Genomic DNA, 18,905 nt, shown 5'->3' with positions numbered 1-18,905 from the left:
ACCTCATGAATAAAATCAACATCTCCCTCATTTGCGCCGCATTGCTTGCGGTCTTGCTCACTGCCTGTTCCGAAAACAGCTCCTCTTCGGAACCCGAATACGTTTTTGACGCCAGCATCGTATGCCCGGCGGAAGGCCTGAACGCCTACGGCGAACCGAACCGCGGAACGTTCATCGACGAACGAGACGGGCGAACATACAAATACACCACCATCGGGAACCAGGTTTGGATGGCGGAAAATTTGAAAATCGAAGCCGATCAGAGCCAATGCCTCAAGGAAATCGAGAATTACTGCGATAGCGTAGGCCGATTCTACATATCCGCTCCTTTGCGTCAAGAACATAATGTGCGCAAATGGCTTGCGACCATTTGCCCTTCAGGGTGGCATGTGCCTTCTGTTCTAGAATGGGATTCGTTATTTACCAATATGGGTTCCGATGCAAAAGGTCTATTGAGATTACAAAGTACTACCGTTTTTGAAAATGTTATTCCGGGAACCGATGATTGCGCATTTAATATTTTGCCAATGGCTGTTGGTTTGGAGAAACCTGAAGATCCTAAAAAAAACTATAAATATATTAGCCCTTATTTTGCCACTTCAACCTTTTTCGATTTAATCTCACTTTACAGTTTTTATATAAACACTAAAGTTTATTATGTTAGAAGCACAATAGATTATTCCTTTATACGGTGCATAAAAAACAATTAATCGCAAACCTCTATTATTATCAACACCTAACTCTATCCCAGCAAACAACTTAACATTATAGGAATATACAAAAATGAAACGTCACTCAAAATATTTTTCATTCTTATTTATTTTTTCGATCCTGCTGATCGCCTTATCTACAGCCTGTTCCGAAAATAGCTCTTCGGCAGAAGATTCTTTTGACGCCAGCGTCGTATGCCCAACGGAAGGCCTGAATGCCTACGGCGAACCGAACCGCGGAACGTTCATCGACGAACGAGACGGGCGAACATACAAATACACCACCATCGGGAACCAGGTTTGGATGGCGGAAAATTTGAACGTTGAAATAGAAAATTCATCCTGTGCTGACGAGGCATGTCTGAAAGGCCGGATTTACGCACAGCCTACGGCTCCAAGCGCTTGTCCAGCAGGATGGCATTTACCTACACATAAAGAATGGCTAACGCTTTTTGAAAATATGGGCGGAGCCGATACCGCAGGATACCGGTTAAAAGCAACGGCAGGATGGCTGCCTTTGAATCCCGGTGAATTATCTAATGGAACCGACGACTGCGCTTTTGGAGTGCTGCCAATACCTATAACGAGCATCTATACTACAACCAGTCCCAATAAGCAGGATGGTTATGCGGCGTTATTGTGGACTGCCGATGTCAACAATCTCGCCAAAAAAACAATCGGAATAGTTTTTGAATCTCAGACAATAAAAGCCAAACACATAAACTACGACCAATACGACTGGCTCTCCATCCGCTGCGTAAAGGATTGAAATGAAAAATAAAATTCTCCCCATTCTTCTACTTTTCGCGTTCCAATCCTTTGCACTCACTTTGGAACAGGTGAAAGCGACTCTTGCAGAGTGCGTTCTCCCACGGGATTCCATTGAAATGAATTTGCGGGTTTCCGTAAAGGCAACCGGCATCTCCCAGCAGACGGACATCTATCTGGTGAACAAAGGGCGCGAAAAAAGCTATACCGAAATCAAAAGCGGTTTTCTGAAGCAGCGCAGCATTGTAAACGGCAATAAAATGAAAATCACCGACCTGAATACCAGCAAATCTCAGATTCAGGATTACAATGGCGAAGCACTAGGGACGGACTCCTATGCCGCTTTTCATCCGCTGAATTCCGGCGAATGGAGCGAACCAAAATTCCTTTCGGACGATATTTATACGATACAGGGAACTATCGGCACGCTCTATTACAATTCCAAGAAAAAACGCATCGAAAAAATGGAATCCGACAAGGACGGCGCAAACTCATGGACAACCTTCTCTTACGATGTGAACAATAGAATTCAGAAAATGGAAACTTCGGTAGTCGTAAACGGTCAAGAAAGCGTCGTAACGACGAAAATTCTCCGGATGCAGAAATCCGATAAAATTCCCAACTCGCTGTTCGATTTCTAACCCGCAAAGCGGCTGCCGAACCTTGGTTTGTGAGTTTGTCAGTCGCAAACCATGTCGAAGGTAAAGTGGTTTGAAAAACACAAACCACCAACACAACCGATTTTTTAGAGGTTTCCTTTAAGGCAAAAGAACGACATCATTATAACAGAAAACCCGGACAACGCTTTATCCGGGATTTCTTATGCAATCTACTGCAAGAAGCAACATTTAAAGATTCGAATGGATAGCGGCAACCAAAGTACTTTTTGGCACTGCACCGACGACATTGCCTACTTCGACGCCATTTTTGAAAAGTTTCATATTCGGGATATTCGTAATCCCAAATCGAGCGCAAAGCCCTTCATTTTCATCGACATTGACCTTGGCGACCACCAACTTGCCATCATATTCCGCCGCCAGTTCTTCCATCACAGGCCCCATCATCTGGCAAGGTCTGCACCAGACGGCCCAAAAATCCACAAGGACAAGATTTCCCGAATTGATGACCTGGTCAAAATCTTTTTCAGTCACATTAAGAACGGACATGATAAAACCTCTTTTAAATTTTTCTTTAAAATAACTATTTTTGCAGGTTGAGAGTACATTGATGCCCCTTTATGCGATATTCATCACGTTTTCATTTTTGCTTTCGCACGCTTTTGCCATCGAAGAGCTAAGTACTGCCCGCAAAGGGGCGGAACATTCCGAAATCGCAGAAAGAACCTACGATCTGGAAGGGCAAAAAGCGGAATGGATTTTGGGGACATCCATTTTGGGAAATCCGGATTTGGAATCCCGCTCGGCGGGAATCGGGAATCCTACACACAGACTCCCCTCCAAACTCGCCGGCATTTTTACATTCCCCCTCCGATACGATGCCACGCAGCTTTCCCTGTATGGCGAAAACGGCATCATGAAAGAAGAATTCGTCCACGGCATTCCCGTTGACACTCCCGAAACGAAAATTCTCTGGGAACGCTATGCGTTCAACGGCAACGCCTTCGGGTTGGATTTCCGGCGATTGCTGCTCGACAGCATTGAACTCGATATCGGCATGGCGAGCTATTCCAACGACAGTTCCAAGGTTTTCCGCTACCAGGATGTCACCCACCAGCCGTTTTTTGCCTTGGGACGCGACTCTTCGCAAATTCCCTTCAGCGGGCGCAACATCGCGATGAATACGACGCATTTCAAACCCGCGGTCACCTGGTTTATGTCCAAAGGAGAAATTTCCGCCAGCCTGAACTACCTCGTGGTCGAAAACGCCGACATTCCCCCTTATGCTTTTGAAATCGATTCCACAAATTATGCCGACATCACCTACCTGCAAGAGCCATTCCAAACAGAGTTGCATTCCTTTACTTACGGTGTACGCGCGGGATTTCGGCCCACGAAAAGCATTGAAATCTATGCGAGCGTTTATTCGGGAGAGCACGAAATTTCTTACGACAGCCTGGTGAATCTGGTTCAAAGCGTACAAGACTCGCGGGATTCTCTGAATAGAATTGTTCACGACACGACATGGTACGGCACAACCGATGAACTCAAATACGAAACCGTGAACGGTGAAGGCGGCATCGCCCTAAAATTGCCCTTGAATCCGGCGCTGCGAATGCAATATGAATTTACAGAAGCCAATTCGCAATACAAGCAAGATCGGGAACTCTATTATTTGGAATTGCAGGATGAATTTCCCTTTCTGAATTTCCGGATTCAGGCGGGAGCCCTCCGCAATTCCAGCATTTTCGATTCCACCGAAGTGGCAAAGACCGCTTCTGCCAACGCTTCCATCCACTTGCCTTTCCATGTCGATTTGAAAACCTCATTCAAATACGACACCCGCTTCCCCGACATCGACGAACTGAAAATTTTTAATCGCGGACGATACGCTTTTCCCAATAAAAACCTATTGCCCGAAGAGCACACCCGCATTACCGGGGATCTGGAATGGAATCCCGGCGGCATTTTTTACGGAGTCGGCCTTCGCTACGAATACGCGGAAAATCTGATAAAGCCTCGCTGGGTAACAGGCTCCGGGCTGGAATCGATAGAACGCGCATACCAATGGATAAATTTGCACAATGCCGAAGCACTCGACTGGTATGTCGCCGCAGGATTTGCGCTCGGCAACTGGCAATTCTATTTGGAAAGGGAACAAAAGCTCTCCAAGCAAAATCGTCCGATAGACGTTTCCGACCTTTATTATAAAGGCTACATCCGCTGGGCCGATAAATTTGTAAAGAATCGTCTGGGAGTCAGCATCGGTTTTGATTTTACCTGGTTCGGCAACCGCTGCGATTTGCAGATGAACGAAGACGACGAACTGGAAATCATCGAATTAAAACATTACCTGGCTCTGAATTTCGAAGCCCGCATGAAAATCCTTTCCTTTTCCCTTTATACGCGCATCGACAATCTGAACCACAGCATATATGAACCGGCAGCGGGCTACCGCCCCGAAGGCATCCGCTTCCTTTACGGCATCACGTGGCAATTTGACAATTAGCGGGATTTCTTCATCGGCGGCGAGAACTGCACCTTATACATCACAGGCCAGTATTTTCCGGTAATCCACAAAAATTTTCCATCATAAGCAATGCCATTCAGCACTTCCGCCCGAGGAAATCTTTTTCGCAGTTTCCGGGAAATTTCCGAAAAATCCAACCACTCCAAAACACTGCCAGAACTCATATCAATGACAGCAACGGAATCCGACTGCCAGACGTTCGCGTAAAGAAAATTCCCCACCATTTCCAATTCATTCAACCGAGAAACGGAACGTTCGCCGTCCTTTACCACCAGCGTTTTAAAAATGCGTTTATCGCCCGGCGAAAGAAAAAAAAGCGTCGCCGATCCGTCCGAAAGAACCAGCGCATTTTGAAAAACGGTCAATCCCCAGCCCTCGCCCGGAATCGGAAAAGTCGATTTCTGCTCCAGCGTTTTGGCATCCAAAACAAATGCAACGCCCTCGCGCCACGTCAGCCAAAAAATGTCATTTCCAAATCGGACGGAGCCTTCACCAAAAAAGCGTCTTCCGATTTTTACCGAATCCGAAACCGCCCCACCCACACTCCGATATCGCAAAAGGCGCGAATCGCCATATTGCCCGGTGGATTCGTACAAAACGCCAGAGTCAAAAAAAAGCCCTTGCGTGTAATTCCGCGAATCATGTTCCACGGAATCGACCACATTGAACTGCCCAAGTGCTGCGGCGAACAGAATTTCCGCAATCATTTTTCCAGCCAGATATCCGGCCAGCGGTCATTCGCCGTATGATACGTCAAGCGGGCCGCCGTTTTGACCGAAGTTCCGATTTGCCAAAGATAAAGTTCATAATCGTAAATGTCGTGATCATGGCCTTTGGCCGTCGCGCCCCAGACGAGCCATTTCCCATCAGATGAAACGCGGGGAAAATACTCGTGCGAACGCCGCCCCGGAAGATCCATCAACTTGGCAGCCTTGGGGACGCCAAAAAATCCGATTTTTTCCTGCTGCACGCCGTCTTTCAAAGTAAACCACAGGATTTCGCTCGGTGCCGCCGTGCCCCCGTTCCCCGTGGGATTGACGCGATAGACACGACTGCCGTCCGCAAAGAAATCGATTTGGCAGCCGTCTCCGGATTTATTCCACTTCTTGTTCGCCAAGTCCCAAATTCCCGTTTCCCGCATAGAACCGCGCAAAGTCAATGCCAGATATTTGCCATCGGGAGAAAGATTCGGTTCCTGCAAAATCACGCCGTCCTCATCAAACGCCTTCTTGCCGTCAAGCAGGAGCTTTTCTTCGCCGGATTCGAGATTTTTCGTATAGACGTTTGCGCCGCGAGAAAAGACGATATTTTTGCCATCAGGCCGGAAAGTTCCCCACGTCGCATTGTCCGCGACTTTCTTTTCGCCATGGCCATCGACACCAATTGTCCAGAGTTCCCATTTTTCCGGGTAATTCGCATCATTTTCGGGAGTCCAGCCACCCTTGGAACGGGTGAAGATGACCGTTTTTCCATCGGGAGAAAAGCGCGGGAACCAATCGACCGTCGCTGAATTGGTCAGCTGTTTTTTTTCGGAGCCATCGGCGTTCATCAGCCACAAATCATGAGTGGAATGGCTGCGCGAAGACGACCAGACGATTTTGCCTTTCAATTTTCCCTGAAGAGCATTCAACGCGGCCTGTTCCTCGGATGTCGGAGAAACGGGTGCGCCTGTCGGAGCCTCGTCGGCAAAGGAAAGGGAGGAAAGCGCAAGAGTCGCCATCAAGATTTTCAAAAATTTCATAATGTTCCTTTCAGATTTTTACAGATGAAGATAGAAAAATTCAAGGCTGAAGCCAGACGTCAGGATGCCAGAGATCCGAACCGGAAACGAGCGAGTGAACCGAAGAATCGCGGATATCGACAAGCAAAAGCGTTTCGTGGACATCGCTAGTCTTCATGGCGGTCAAGAGGAAATCCGAGCCGAAAACCCATTCGGGTTGATCAAAACTGTAAGGTTCCGGCGAGGGAATGCTCCCGATCAAATTCCCGACCGAGTCTGCAATGAGAATACGGTGATGCGCCAAATAATCTTCGCCGGAAAATATCCGTCCCCGTTCCGCGCCAAGGTCAAGAAAGATCGTGCGCAAGGATCCGTCCGTAGAAAGTGAAACGTTGCAAATCTGCAAGCTATCATACCAAATCGTATCACGCTCTTCGCCCTGGATTTTCGTGTGAACACGCAGAAAGTGCGCCCCAGTGACCGCAAGGCGCATATCATCGGAAATTCCGCCGTGATAGTTGCCTTCAAGAATTTTCTGCGGCATGCCAAAAGCGCCGTCCTTGAAGGAAACCATATAAGTCGATTGCTCTTTCCAGAAATCGTCTTTGCGGTTTACGCCTGCGCTCGTGACGTAAATCAGAACCGTATCGCCATTAATTATACGCCAACGCGGGATGGCCGCAGGTCCGCCGAGTGAAACCCGTATCGAAGATTCCGGTCCGAGTTCCTGCACGTAAACTTCCGAATAAGTTCCAACCGGCTCCGGCGATGTTCCAAAAGCGACCCACTTGCCGTCCGGCGAAATCGTCGGATGATAGACGTTCAGTTCCGAAACAAATTCGACGGCTTGGGCGGAATCCCTGCTAAAGCGAATGTAGGTCAGATTTCCGGTCGAATCATTGCGGAATACAAGACGCGCTTCGGAGACTTTGAGTGTATCGAACAGATAAGAAGAGGCGTTCGCGTCAATCGTGACCGCAGTTTCAGCAGTAGGCAACGGCTGTACCTGAAGCGGCGAAGATTCCGAGCAAGAGACTAGACCAAAAGTCAGAGAGAAAACAAGCGAAACTATGAGGGGACTTTTCATTGAATATCAAGTGTTTGAAAAAGTGAATCTAACCGGGTCGAGAATTGCTGGGCGCCCGCTTCCGAAAGATGATCCCAGTCGTAAGCCATTTCGTTCGTGTAATCGTGATTACCCATTTTATTTTCGTCCATCAAACGGAAATGCGGATATTCTGATTCCAGCTGTTGCAAGCGTTCAATCATCGTTTCTGCAAACGAACGGCGCAGTCCATAACGCCCAAAGGCTCCCGTATTTTTATAGTTCGGATTCTGCGGGAAAATCACGCCAATCGCATAGATGCCAGACGCCTCCGCTTTTTCGAGAATTTCCCGAATTTTGGCGAATGCTTTTTCGACGCCATTCTTTTCAAATCCCGTCCAAGTCGTATCGTCCGAAATTTCCAATTTTTTTGTCCAGCCGATTTCCGATCCGGGGGGCATAGGAATAATCATGCCATAAGTCGAATCATAGCGAATCCGCTCTGATTCGTTCGCCCCGTAAGCGTTCACCGTTAGATCGTAAAGTTCTTCCGGAAAGCCGTCTTTCCAGAAATCGTGATCGATATCGTAGCGGATTCCCGGCGAATTTTGGCCTAGGAAATTCGCTTCCCAAGAATTGTGGTTGCGATGATAGTGATAAGAAAGCAGATCCAAATCGATACCAAAGACAACTACTTTAAGATTTGGCAAAATCGAGCGTCCATAACCAAAAAGCATTCGTTCCGAGGCATTGATGTCAATCGACGCATTGGCGGCGTTCACCACAAAAAGTCGCGAATTTTCTCGGCGATTCCAGTAGCGCGGATCGATAGCTATCTGCGGTCTCGAAGATCCTGTTACAAGTACCGAAGCGGAATCCCGATATTTATACAGAACTTGCAAAGTGATTCTAACCGCCGTCATCTCTGCGCCCGTACTTTTTGTTTCATACACCCCCGCGCTGTCCAAGTCCAGTTCAAAGTCCGAGAAGTTCAGCCCATCCACCCACAGGTCCGGATGCCAGAGTTCCGCACCCGAGGCGAGCTCCACAACGCTCGAATCGCGCGTATTCACGAGGGCAATTTTCCTGTGGGCGCCGTCCATGTCCGTGAGGGTCGCCACGGCGAAGTCCTTTTTGCCATGCACCCATTCCGAATGGTCGAAGGCATAGCCCGAAGGGGCCGGAACCGTGCGCAAGAGAGAACCGGTTGTGTCCGCAACCAAAATGCGCTCGTGCACGTCGTAGGAAGAGCCGACGAATTCCGCGCCGATGGCGCCGCCGAAATCAAGGAAGAGCGTTTCGCTCGTCGAATCCGAAAGCGAGACGTTGCAGGCCTGCTCCCCGCCGTACCAGAGCCGCTGTTCGCCGTCCACATTCGCCCGGAGAAGGCGCGCGCCCGAAACCGCGAGACGCCCGTCCGAGGAGACGCCGCCGTTGTACGTGCCGTCGAAAAGCTTGCGGGGAGTGCCGAATTTTCCGCCCGCAAAGGGGACGCTCCACGTCGATTCCGTTTTCCATGCAGCCTCGTCCGCATTGTTCGCCGCACTCGTCACATAGACGATTTCCGTGTCCGCGCCCACGACACGCCAGCGCGGAATCGCTGCGCTTTCCACATCCAGAACGGCATCGTCCCAAACGCCCGCCTGCAAGCTGCGGACGTGCAGTTCCGAATTGCCCGATACGCCTTCGGGCCGCGTACAGTAGGCCACGCGCTTTCCGTCCGGGGATATGGCCGGGTGATAGCCGTCGCTTTCGGTCAATTCAACAACTTGCGGAGAAGCGCTAAAAAAGTCAATCCAGCCGATACGCTTGGTTTCGTCATCGCGAAAGGCGAGCTTGACTCGGTAAGTTCCCAAAATGGACTTCATCCTCGATGACGTCGCCAAAACGGAAACGTGAAAGTCTTCAGAAGCTCCTTGAATCGGAGCGAATCCCGGCTGAAGGATTTCCCCGCGGACCAGCCGAAATCCTACATAGGCAAAACGCATCGATGGCGTTACCGCATACACGTCGCCCTGCGATTTCAAGTTGATACTTGCCGCCGAATTGCGAAAACAGCCGCCCTTGACAACGATTTCATTCAACCCGTTGGGCATCTGACCGCCCGCAAAATTCGAAATCGTCGTGTCCGAAAATTCCGAGAGCCAGTCGTTCGTCCATTCCACAACATTGCCCGCCATGTCGCAAAGACCGAGCGCATTTTTCCCTATCGTGCAGACGTCGTGCGACTCGTAATCCGAATTTTCGGATGTCCAGGCGTTTTTTTGCGGATTCCAGCCTTTGGATGCCGCATAGACCCATTCCGCTTCCGTCGGCAGGCGATAGCCGTTCCGCGTAAAATCCGCCTTCAGATTTTCCAGCAAGACCGCATGCTCCGAAGCGTCCAAGACGCGCGCACCATAGGAATAAACCGTGTCCAGCTTTTGCGCCTTCGAGAGCGCATTCGCATAGAGAACCGCGTCGTAGTAAGAAACGTCCACCATCGGCTTTTGCTCGGATCCGGGTTCCACACTCCCGCCCATGAGCGTCGCATATTCCGCTTGCGTCACCTCGTGTTCCGCCATGTAAAAATCATAGGAGAATTTCGCCGTCAGATTTTGCGATTCCAAGACGACAGAATCTCCCCATGCGTGAACCCGGACAAGGCCTTCAAAAGAATCCGAAAAGGAGTCCGCACTCGAAGCCTCGTCGGAGCAGGAAATAAAAACAGCGGACACTGCCGCCAAAAAAGGGAGGGCAAATAGAAGCGAATAACGCATAGGAAAATGTTAGAAAATTTTCCGCTCCCAAATCGCGTAGAAATCATCGCGATAAATATTTTTCCAAACCGAATTTTTTCCAAAGGCGCTGTCCAACTTTTGCCACAGCGGAATCTGCCGAATGGGAAGAAGCGCACGGGAAATGCCAAAGGAATCGGCGGCGGAGAAAAAAGTTTGCGGTTCTCGGGCAAACTCCAAATAGTTCGCCATAAAAGTGGAATCTTTCAAAATAAATCTGCCATCTACAAAGGTTTTGGTCTGCGGCAAAAAAAATTCCAGATAGCCGCCGGAACGATCGTCGTTAAAAAGCTTTTGATTTTCCGACAACGGATGACTTTGCATATAAATTAACGCTTTCGCCGGAACGCGATTTTCCGAGACTGTCATCCAACCATTTTCATTCCGATAGGCGGCAAGGCTCCGTCCGAAAAATCCCAAGGTAAAAGCAAGCAGCAGCATTCCCAAAGCCGATCGCCCAGATGAAATTTGTTCTGATTTTTTCGAAAAGCTATTTGCATTGAATTTTTGAAAGTTCACAGGAAAACGACTTTCAAATAAAATCACAGAGACAAAAGGGAAAAAGAAAAGCGTCAAATTCCGCTCTGCCGAAATCGCTAAAAAAAGAACCACCAAGAGCCATGTGACCCGGAAATTTTCCGAACGAAATTTTTGAGTCAAAATAATCCATCCCGAAAAAAGAATCGTCAAAAGCAACACAAGCATTGACAACGCATTTTCCCCATTCAACAAAAGGGTCAGCGGCGAGCGGTTTTCTGCTATTTCCGCCGCAAAAATCTGCGCCGAAGAAGAGCCGCCCATCAGCCTATCCAAAAGAGCGAACGGATAACGCCAAAGCCAAAATCCCTGCGAATGCAGCAAAGGAACAAGTAAAAGCAAAACAAAAAAGGTGGTTAGCGCAAAACGTTCCCCTTTTTGCCGTTCTTTCCAAGCGAAAAAAATAGCGCAAGCCGACATGACAAAACCCAAAGGGAAAAGCCCTTGCGAGCGCACCCAAATCCACTCTACGCCAAGCAGTAGAAAAGCCCAAAGAAACCAGCGAAAAGAAATCGGGCGAAGTAAGCGCGGCAAGACATTCCAAAAAATTCCTAGAAATGTCATCGTTGCAAGAATCGGGCGGCATTCCAGCGCATAGCGAAAAACAAACGCAAAAAAAATCGCCACAGAAAAAGTGCAAAAAGAAATTCGTTTTTGGACGGGCAAAACCCACAAAAAAGCAACAATCCCCCATAAAAAGGACTTGACCAAAACAAGTCCCCCAGTTCCCAGCATTTTATAAATGCCGTAAAGCGCCAACTGAAAATACAGATGCACATTGATCCAAGGCGAACGGGAAGGCGTCCAGCAAAAAGGATCGTCCTGCGCCAAGCCATGTTCTAAATAATTTCGAGCACTCGCCAAATGCCACCAGACATCTGTATCCGTCAAAGGGAAGAGCGCAAAAGCCGCGACGGCAAAAGCAAAAGAGATTTTATAAAAGCAATTCATTTGCCTGCGGTTTTATCGCTGACGTTCCTTGCTCAATTTTCGAAGTGCAATGCGACGATTATCCCCGATTTTGGAATACGCCGGGTAAAAATCGCTGGCGACCCGATACCAAGCCAAAGCTTCCTTCGGATCCGTTTCCAACTTCGCGTTTCCCAAATTGAACGCCACAATTCCCAAAAACTGATTTCGATAAATAGGATTCGGCGCGCGACTTTCCCAAGAACCCGCCTGGTATTTCTTTTTATACTCATCATGCGAATACGTAAAGCCTTCCCTATTCGGCTCCATATTCAAATCATTGACCGAGAAATAAATATGCCCAGGAACAAGGAATGCCTGAACTTGCACACCCCGAATTTCTTTCAGCATTAAAGCAAGCCACGTGACGCCGACACAACCCGTTTTTTTCTTTTCCAAAATCCGGGACGGCAGAATCACATCCGGAGTTTCCACATGTTCAGCTCCGGCAAACTGCAAATTCCAATAATCCCACAGCAAGGAGCGCACGGCAAAAATCGTATCTCGGGTTTGCAAAAGTACGCTGTCGTAATAAGCAAGACCTTCCGTCCAAATAGAATTGGAATCCATACAATGCGGTTCCAAGCTATCAAAAGTACAAGCGGCATCCATCAAAGACTCGCGGGCATCCCGATTTGTCGCAAGGCCTAAAACCGCAATAATGGTAAACATCACGCAAAGTGAAAGCAAAGCGATCGGTTTTACAAAAGATTTAGAATACATCCCACTCCAGCGGCGAAAGCCAAAAATCGCGAGCGGTCATCATGTAAATAACCAGACGCTTTGATTGCAATGATTTTTTGTCTTTGACGAGACGATGTCTAACGCCGGGACCTCCGCCCCAACTCGTCATCACCTGAACATCCAAGCCCAGCGCAAAAGCGAGCAAAGAAGCCGGGCCACCCGATTTGCCATCCACCGATTCAAACACGCCGGTAAACGAATCGCCCATCAACAAAATCGGGCTATCCTTTCCGCCGACATAGGGCTTTCCCTTTCGGTAAATTTTTTTCACTTCCAACGTCTCCGGAGCAAAAACCGATTGTTCCAGAGTCGGGAGCTGCTGAATCAAATCGCCTTCCCGCACAATGGAAGTATCTCGCATTTCCAAAAATCCCGGAGTCGCCCCGGATTCCGCATACCAAGAATAAGACGCCACTTTTCCGGCAATTTCTTCGAGAGCGGCGAGTTCCGCAGACAACGCCCAATGCGTATCAAATTTTTGAAAGGAAAAATGATCTTCATCGTCGCCAGCTTTTGCCGAGCGCAACGCCGGATAAATATCCAGCACATCGATTCCCGCTTCCAGCAAATTACGTACAAATTCTACTTCCGCCACATCGACACAAAGAGTGTCCTCGGTTCCAGAAACAAGACGTTCCGCATAAATCGCTTCCTTTGTCGGCACAGGCACAACCAGCAACTGGATTCCCAAGCTGTCCAAATACGCTTTCAGCTCCAGCATTCGGGGCAGCGGATTATGCAGGGAATCCTGCTCCAGAAAATTCTTTGCCAAAAGCGAATTGGCGTTACGGCGAAACCACAGCATTCCATTTGCATGCCAGGCGTTCTGATCGGTCGGGAGAGAATCCAGAATCAAGGCAAGCTTTTGCTTAAACTCCAGCGTCTTTTCCGTTTCTAAACAGACACCCTGCAATTCCTGCAACTTCTGCCGACGCCATGCCGAAGTCGTATCCGGTTTTCGGACAAGTTCTTTCGTCGGCGATGTCGATTCTGTTTCGGGAGTTGCCCTGCGGAATGCGGGTACATCAAAAGCCACCCAAAGAGGCTCGCCCATCGGATTTCCGCGCATCACGGCAAATGGACGATTTCCCATCCATTCCGCACCGGGAGTGTGCGGTTCCAAATCGGTATTGTAAGTCGGATAAAGATAAGCAGCCAGAGATTTTGCCCAATCCAACGCGGCATCTAGAGAAAGCGATTCCGTCGTATAATTTCGATGAGCTTCGATTTCTGCCGAAGATGGCCGGTGCTTCATTTTCGCCCAGAAAGGCGTTTTCCCGGTCCAAGAGCGCGGATCCACTTGCACCCACCAGCTGGCATTTTCTTTCGCTCCAACCAGATACAATTTTTCCACCTTTTGAAAGTCCGCAAAAACCTCCCGCTGATTCCATTTGAAGCTTTCGATTTGCCGGAGAAGCAAAGAAAGCGAATCGCCCGCTCCTTTCGCGTACAGGTAACGCGTAAATGGTTCCCAGGCTAGCGCCTCCGACGATCGCAGAAACTCCGGCTCCGAAAAGAGAACGCTGTCCAGCATCGGAAAGCCTTCGCTCGAAAAATTTGAAGGCAAGGGCGTCGCTTTTTCGGGGCGTTCCTGTTTTCCCGCTTCGCGAATCGGATTTTTATAGTAGGCGGCAAAATCCAAAGCCGAGAGCGTAGGCAAAGCGTTCGAATCTTTTACAGAAACCCGACGGATTTCTTGATGCGGAGCAACAGAATCGCATCGATACGGCAGTTCTTTCGATACCGTATTCGGCAAAGTCTTCAAAGGAGTTTCCACAGGTGTTCTGCCCGCTTCGGAATGCGATGCGCAACCGAGAAAAAAAACAAGCAGGAAAAGAAAAGCAAAAAAGAAAATTTGTTTCACCTTTCAAAAATAAAAATTCTCCATCCTAAAGAAATCTCCAAACTCTCCCAGCTCCTTGAATCACCAATTTCTACATTTATTCTTATGAAAACCGCTATTCTTCAAGGCAAATGGCTAGGCTCAGCCCATGCAACCCATTCCTGGTACGTCTCCGAAGCCCGAAAATTCCAAGGCAAAGGAATCGATCTTCTTGTTCTGCCCGAACTTTGTCACACGCCCTACTTTCCCATCGAAGAAAACGAAAAAGGATTCGACTGGGCTATCGAAAAGGACGCCCCTCTAATCGAAGAATGGCAACAGGTCGCCAGGGAAATCAACGCCGTCGTCGTCTTTCCTTTTTTTGAAAAACGGGCAAGAGGAATTTATTACAACTCCGCTTATGTTTTTGAACGCGACGGTAGCACCGCCGGACTTTACCGCAAAAGCCATATTCCCGACGATCCCGGTTTCTACGAAAAGTATTACTTCGCACCCGGCGACACCGGTTTTGAACCCATCCAAACCTCTGCGGGAAAACTGGGCATTCTCATCTGCTGGGATCAGTGGTTTCCAGAAGCGTCACGCATTATGGCACTCAAAGGGGCCGATGTTCTGATTTACCCGACGGCAATCGGCTGGGACAAAAAAGAATTGCCGGATCTTTACGAACGCCAAAAAGACAGCTGGATGACCGTCATGCGCGGGCACGCTATCGCCAATCGCCTTTTCGTTATCGCCGCCAATCGAATCGGTATGGAAAGCGATTTGACTTTTTGGGGAAATTCCTTTGTGTGCGCTCCGGACGGCTATATTCTGCAAAATCTCCCCGCCGATTTTTGGGGAAGCTCCGTTGCGGAACTCGACTTTTCCGAAATCGAATTTAACCGGCGCTGGTGGCCGCATTTTCGCGATCGCCGCATCGACCTCTACTCTGACATTCTCAAAAGCTGGATGACGCCATGAATCTTCACTATCCCGCGGAATGGGAAAAACAAAAAGCCATCTGGTTAGCCTTTCCGCACAACACGCAAAACTGGACAGGCAAAAACCGAGACGAAATTTTCGCATTCTACTATGAACTCATCGGAATTTGCGCAAGGTTCCAGCCGGTGAACGTCCTTGTTCCAGAGGATTTCGCCCTCCCGGCACTTCAAAAAAAAATATTTTCCCAAGCGGCGTTCAAACCGAAGTTCATCCCCATGCAAACCGACGACGTGTGGATTCGGGATTACGGCCCCTTCTTTGTATTCAACGACAACGGCGTCAAGAAAATCGTCAAATTTCAATTCAACGCCTGGGGAGCCAAATTTCCTCCTTGGGAAAACGACGAACAAATCCCATTCCAAATCGCCAAAAAGAAAAGGCTCGCCGTCAAGGAATTTCCCTATATCTTTGAAGGCGGAGCGATTGAAGTCAACGATGACGGTTTGGGAATCACGACTCTTCCCTGCCTTGTCGGAAAGAACCGGAACCATCCCAAAGACATCAAGCATGTCGAGTTCGCCATCAAGGATGCCCTCGGGCTCAAGGACCTGCTGGTTCTTCCCGAAGGTCTTGCCGGCGACCACACCGACGGGCACATCGATAACGCTGCGCGCTTTGTTTCCCGAAATCGAATCGCTATGGCTTGGGAAGACGACCAGTCCAAAGAAAATTTTCTTCCGCTGCAAAGAAATAAAGTCATCCTAGAAACTTGGATTAAAAGGCATTACGGTTCCCAAGCGCAAGTCGATACCGTCCAAATTCCGACGCAAAAAAAATGGGAAGGAAACACGCTTCCCGCATCCTATATGAATTTCATCTTTCTAAACGGCGCGCTCGTCTATCCCAAATACGAAGAGAAATTCGACAAAAAAGCCGAAGCCTACTTTAAAAAAGTCTTCCCGAATCGCGAAATTATCGGCATCGACTGCTCGGCGGTTATCCGAGAAGGCGGAAGTCTGCATTGCATCAGCAAACAGGAAAACGAATCCTTTGGAGCCAAATCGCCCAGGGACTCATCCAAATAAATCCATCTGTTCCTGAGCCGAAAAATTTTTCGGCTTTTCAGCCTTTTTTTCCGGATACAAGGGCGGAATATTCTTTGGAGTAGTCGGCAGCACAGAAAGGCTCTCTTTTTTTCGCGCGAGTTCAATCGCTTTTTTTGCCCGTTCGTCCACAGCTTCATTCCATTTGACTCCTGAATGGGCGGGAACTTTTTCAAATTGGACAGGCAAATACTTTTGCACATCCCGTACATAACGCTGGGAAACCGCCTTTTTCGCTTTCCAGTCGCCTTTCGCCCAACGGGCGATTCCCTCGTAATCGTGACAGATGACGCCCGATTTTCCCACTCGCCGAAGCCATGCCATCGCCCGCAAACTGGCGGTCAATTCTCCGTCGATATTTCGGCTTTCCGCCGGGAACTCGGTAACGCCGCTTTCCGAAGCGATTTCCCGATCGTTTTCCACCGCAATAAACGCCCACCCGGCCCGGTCAAATTCCGGAGAAAAGGAGCCATCCACATAAATGCGCAAACCGCCCGGCTCCGCTTGGGATGTAAGCCCCGTCAGCCAGGACTCCGCCTCTTCGCATGACGCAAAAGACTTGAAAAGGCAGCCTTTCACCCCGTGCGACAATTTTTCGCATTCCGGCCAAGAAGTCACAATTTTTTGCATCGATGACGTCTTTATCGCATAAAATTTCATTTTTCCCATTGCCGAAAATTTATATTTTCTTTCGCAAAAACTGGAGTCCTTTTTGAAGCCATCACCTTATTTCGCCGATACCTTCGCATTCTTTTTCAAGCGGTTCCTCTCCAAGGAATCCCTGCTGCGATGGTTCTGCAAAAAAGCGGGTGACGAAAGCAAAACATTTCAATACCCCATCCCATTCGCCAATATCCAAGGGATTTTCGTCATTTTGCCCGAAGCCAAAGACGCCCTTCTCGCTTATCTTCCCTTTCTTAAAAATCTGGAAAAGTTCAAAAATCACGGCACCCTTCTCCTTGCGCATCGCGACCATCAAAAACTGCTGCAAGAACATCGGATTGCTCAAGAAATTTTTTACTACACCACCAACGGTTGCCGATATGGAGAGCCCGAGTTTCAAAAGCTCCAAACCATTCTTCCCCCTAAAAAAATTTCCATCAGCATCTGTTTGGAACCCGAGCCGCGATTCCAGATGCTCTTTCTCGCCAAAATGTGTGGAGCGGCATACCGATTTGGTTTTGATTGCGAAAAATTCTATCCGCTTTTAAATCTTAGCCTTTCTGCCGGCGACGAACACCCTAAACGATCCGAATTTTTGATGGATCTATTCAATCGGGCGGTTCCATGACGGATCAGGACAAGCAAAAAATCGGATTTGCCGATTTGCATTTGCACACGAACCTCTCGGACGGTTCGCTTTCCCCTCTCGATTTGGTCAAACTCGCCAAGCGCCGCGGGCTGCGCTGCATTTCCGTAACCGATCACGACACTTTGGCCTCTTATGAAGCGACCAAGCCTTACGCGCAAGAATTTGACATGGAAATCATTCCGGGCATCGAAATCTCTTCTGTCTGGCAAGGGCGAGATGTCCACATTCTCGGCTACTTCTGCGATCCAACGAACCTGGCTATCAGCATAGAACTCGCCGAAAGCGCCAAGCAACGCATTTCGCGCGCCAAAGCCATTCTCAAAAAACTGTCGGGATTGGGCATCAACTTGAGCTTTGAAAAAGTGATGAGCTACTGCAAAGGAAAAGTCGTCGGGCGTCCTCATATCGCGATGGCTCTCGTCGGCGAAGAATACGTTTCCAACTTCGGAGAAGCGTTTACCCGATACCTTGCAGACGGTGCACCCGCTTTTGTGGAAAAACGAGGATTGAATCCTCAGCAGACAATTCGACTCATTGAAAACGCTGGGGGCATCGCCGTACTCGCCCATCCTTACAAATCCAACGTTGACAATTTGATTCCCGATCTTGTCGAAGCGGGACTTCAGGGAATTGAAATCTATTCGCCCGCACAAAAAGGCGCAGTCGGAAGACGCTACCGGGAACTCGCCGAACATTATAGATTAGTCGGCACCGGAGGTTCAGACTTTCATACGGAAAGCAGTCCGTATAATCCAAACTGCATGAAAATGCCATACTCTGTGGTAGAAGAACTTCGTGAACGGCGAGAAAAATCTCGCGCCGAATCATTCTAACCCTCTTTTATACGAATTGAAAGAAGCCCATTTTTGGGATTTATTACAACCCTCCACTAAATAATCGCCGTTAAAATTTTGGGACCTATATACAAAATTCCACCCGATTTGTTTGTAAGTGGTTAGTGATTAGGGGTTAGTTGAAAGTTGGGAGTTATGAGTTGGAACTGAAAACTGATAACCGAGTTCTCCCTTCTCGCTATGGCGCAATATCCAATTCCACCCCAGAATCCAAAATTTCCCACCGCAAAGCGTGGCGGGGGATAGGGTGAAGGGAAAAGGGGCAGCCCATGAGTCTTAAGAGTTTTACTCTTTTCGACGAATTGTCCCTGAAAGGGAGCCTTCGCAAAAGCGTGCAAGGCGAATGTTGCGCCGCAAGCTTGCTTGCAGGCATTATCTTCGAGGAGACTAGTAGTATTCGTCATTGCGTACCCACCAAGGAGAAAATCAGTCATATTTGAAAGCGACCGTCA

At 48.6% G+C, this 18,905-nt stretch carries 17 protein-coding genes; 8 read left to right on the top strand and 9 right to left on the bottom strand.

What is annotated here, in order from left to right; translation table 11 throughout:
* Nucleotides 1–5: 5 nt before the first annotated feature.
* From B5D40_RS10590 to B5D40_RS10580, 3 genes are all read left to right on the top strand, one after another.
* Nucleotides 6–710, top strand: coding sequence for an FISUMP domain-containing protein (locus B5D40_RS10590; protein WP_078776876.1), 705 nt, complete (start codon nucleotides 6–8; stop codon nucleotides 708–710).
* Between the two features lie 73 nt (nucleotides 711–783).
* The gene (locus B5D40_RS10585) at nucleotides 784–1,479 is read left to right on the top strand and encodes an FISUMP domain-containing protein (RefSeq protein ID WP_078776875.1); all 696 of its coding nucleotides are present in this window, start codon (nucleotides 784–786) and stop codon (nucleotides 1,477–1,479) included.
* A 1-nt stretch (nucleotide 1,480) separates the two neighbouring features.
* Entirely contained in the window at nucleotides 1,481–2,119 is a 639-nt protein-coding gene (locus B5D40_RS10580) for a hypothetical protein (RefSeq protein ID WP_078776874.1), read from the top strand.
* A gap of 207 nt (nucleotides 2,120–2,326) precedes the next feature.
* Here B5D40_RS10580 and trxA read toward each other — a convergent pair whose 3' ends face one another.
* On the bottom strand, nucleotides 2,327–2,644 hold the full coding sequence (gene trxA, locus B5D40_RS10575; RefSeq protein WP_078776873.1) for a thioredoxin: 318 nt from the start codon (nucleotides 2,642–2,644) through the stop codon (nucleotides 2,327–2,329).
* Nucleotides 2,645–2,705: 61 nt separating this feature from the next.
* Here trxA and B5D40_RS10570 point away from each other — a divergent pair, with 61 nt between their 5' ends.
* The gene (locus tag B5D40_RS10570; RefSeq protein ID WP_078776872.1) at nucleotides 2,706–4,604 is read left to right on the top strand and encodes a TonB-dependent receptor; all 1,899 of its coding nucleotides are present in this window, start codon (nucleotides 2,706–2,708) and stop codon (nucleotides 4,602–4,604) included.
* Here B5D40_RS10570 and B5D40_RS10565 read toward each other — a convergent pair.
* The 7 genes from B5D40_RS10565 to B5D40_RS10535 form a co-directional block, all read right to left on the bottom strand.
* Nucleotides 4,601–5,332 (bottom strand): glutaminyl-peptide cyclotransferase, encoded by a 732-nt coding sequence (locus B5D40_RS10565; RefSeq protein ID WP_078776871.1) that lies wholly within the window; start codon nucleotides 5,330–5,332, stop codon nucleotides 4,601–4,603. The two genes, B5D40_RS10570 and B5D40_RS10565, sit on opposite strands and share 4 nt — an antisense overlap.
* Nucleotides 5,329–6,366, bottom strand: a complete 1,038-nt coding sequence (locus B5D40_RS10560) for a TolB-like translocation protein (protein WP_078776870.1) — start codon at nucleotides 6,364–6,366, stop codon at nucleotides 5,329–5,331. The genes B5D40_RS10565 and B5D40_RS10560 overlap by 4 nt, the downstream gene beginning before the upstream one ends.
* Nucleotides 6,367–6,406: 40 nt before the next feature.
* On the bottom strand, nucleotides 6,407–7,342 hold the full coding sequence (locus tag B5D40_RS10555; RefSeq protein ID WP_143394394.1) for a hypothetical protein: 936 nt from the start codon (nucleotides 7,340–7,342) through the stop codon (nucleotides 6,407–6,409).
* An 86-nt stretch (nucleotides 7,343–7,428) separates the two neighbouring features.
* Entirely contained in the window at nucleotides 7,429–10,149 is a 2,721-nt protein-coding gene (locus B5D40_RS10550; protein WP_078776868.1) for a TIGR02171 family lipoprotein, read from the bottom strand.
* Between the two features lie 9 nt (nucleotides 10,150–10,158).
* The gene (locus B5D40_RS10545) at nucleotides 10,159–11,655 is read right to left on the bottom strand and encodes a hypothetical protein (RefSeq protein ID WP_078776867.1); all 1,497 of its coding nucleotides are present in this window, start codon (nucleotides 11,653–11,655) and stop codon (nucleotides 10,159–10,161) included.
* 12 nt (nucleotides 11,656–11,667) lie between these two features.
* On the bottom strand, nucleotides 11,668–12,396 hold the full coding sequence (locus tag B5D40_RS10540; protein ID WP_078776866.1) for a hypothetical protein: 729 nt from the start codon (nucleotides 12,394–12,396) through the stop codon (nucleotides 11,668–11,670).
* Entirely contained in the window at nucleotides 12,386–14,281 is a 1,896-nt protein-coding gene (locus B5D40_RS10535) for an alginate O-acetyltransferase AlgX-related protein (protein ID WP_078776865.1), read from the bottom strand. Before B5D40_RS10535 ends, B5D40_RS10540 begins: the two co-directional genes overlap by 11 nt.
* Before the next feature lie 84 nt (nucleotides 14,282–14,365).
* On the opposite strand from B5D40_RS10535, the gene B5D40_RS10530 reads away from it, so the two are divergent.
* Entirely contained in the window at nucleotides 14,366–15,223 is an 858-nt protein-coding gene (locus B5D40_RS10530; protein WP_078776864.1) for a carbon-nitrogen hydrolase, read from the top strand.
* Complete coding sequence (locus tag B5D40_RS10525) at nucleotides 15,220–16,269, top strand: agmatine deiminase family protein (protein ID WP_078776863.1); 1,050 nt, start codon at nucleotides 15,220–15,222, stop codon at nucleotides 16,267–16,269. Before B5D40_RS10530 ends, B5D40_RS10525 begins: the two co-directional genes overlap by 4 nt.
* Here the strand turns inward: B5D40_RS10525 and B5D40_RS10520 are convergent.
* On the bottom strand, nucleotides 16,258–16,956 hold the full coding sequence (locus B5D40_RS10520) for a ribonuclease H1 domain-containing protein (protein WP_078776862.1): 699 nt from the start codon (nucleotides 16,954–16,956) through the stop codon (nucleotides 16,258–16,260). The genes B5D40_RS10525 and B5D40_RS10520 overlap by 12 nt on opposite strands.
* A 43-nt stretch (nucleotides 16,957–16,999) precedes the next feature.
* Here B5D40_RS10520 and B5D40_RS10515 point away from each other — a divergent pair, with 43 nt between their 5' ends.
* Nucleotides 17,000–17,578: a hypothetical protein gene (locus tag B5D40_RS10515; protein ID WP_073302062.1), complete on the top strand. Its 579-nt coding sequence runs from the start codon at nucleotides 17,000–17,002 to the stop codon at nucleotides 17,576–17,578.
* Nucleotides 17,575–18,432 (top strand): PHP domain-containing protein, encoded by an 858-nt coding sequence (locus B5D40_RS10510; protein WP_078776861.1) that lies wholly within the window; start codon nucleotides 17,575–17,577, stop codon nucleotides 18,430–18,432. Before B5D40_RS10515 ends, B5D40_RS10510 begins: the two co-directional genes overlap by 4 nt.
* Nucleotides 18,433–18,905 lie beyond the last annotated feature (473 nt).

Origin of the sequence: Fibrobacter intestinalis (assembly GCF_900167415.1) — a bacterium.
Lineage (GTDB): Bacteria > Fibrobacterota > Fibrobacteria > Fibrobacterales > Fibrobacteraceae > Hallerella > Hallerella intestinalis.
Note: the sequence above shows the minus strand (reverse complement) of the source record. Positions and strands in the feature narration are given on the sequence as shown.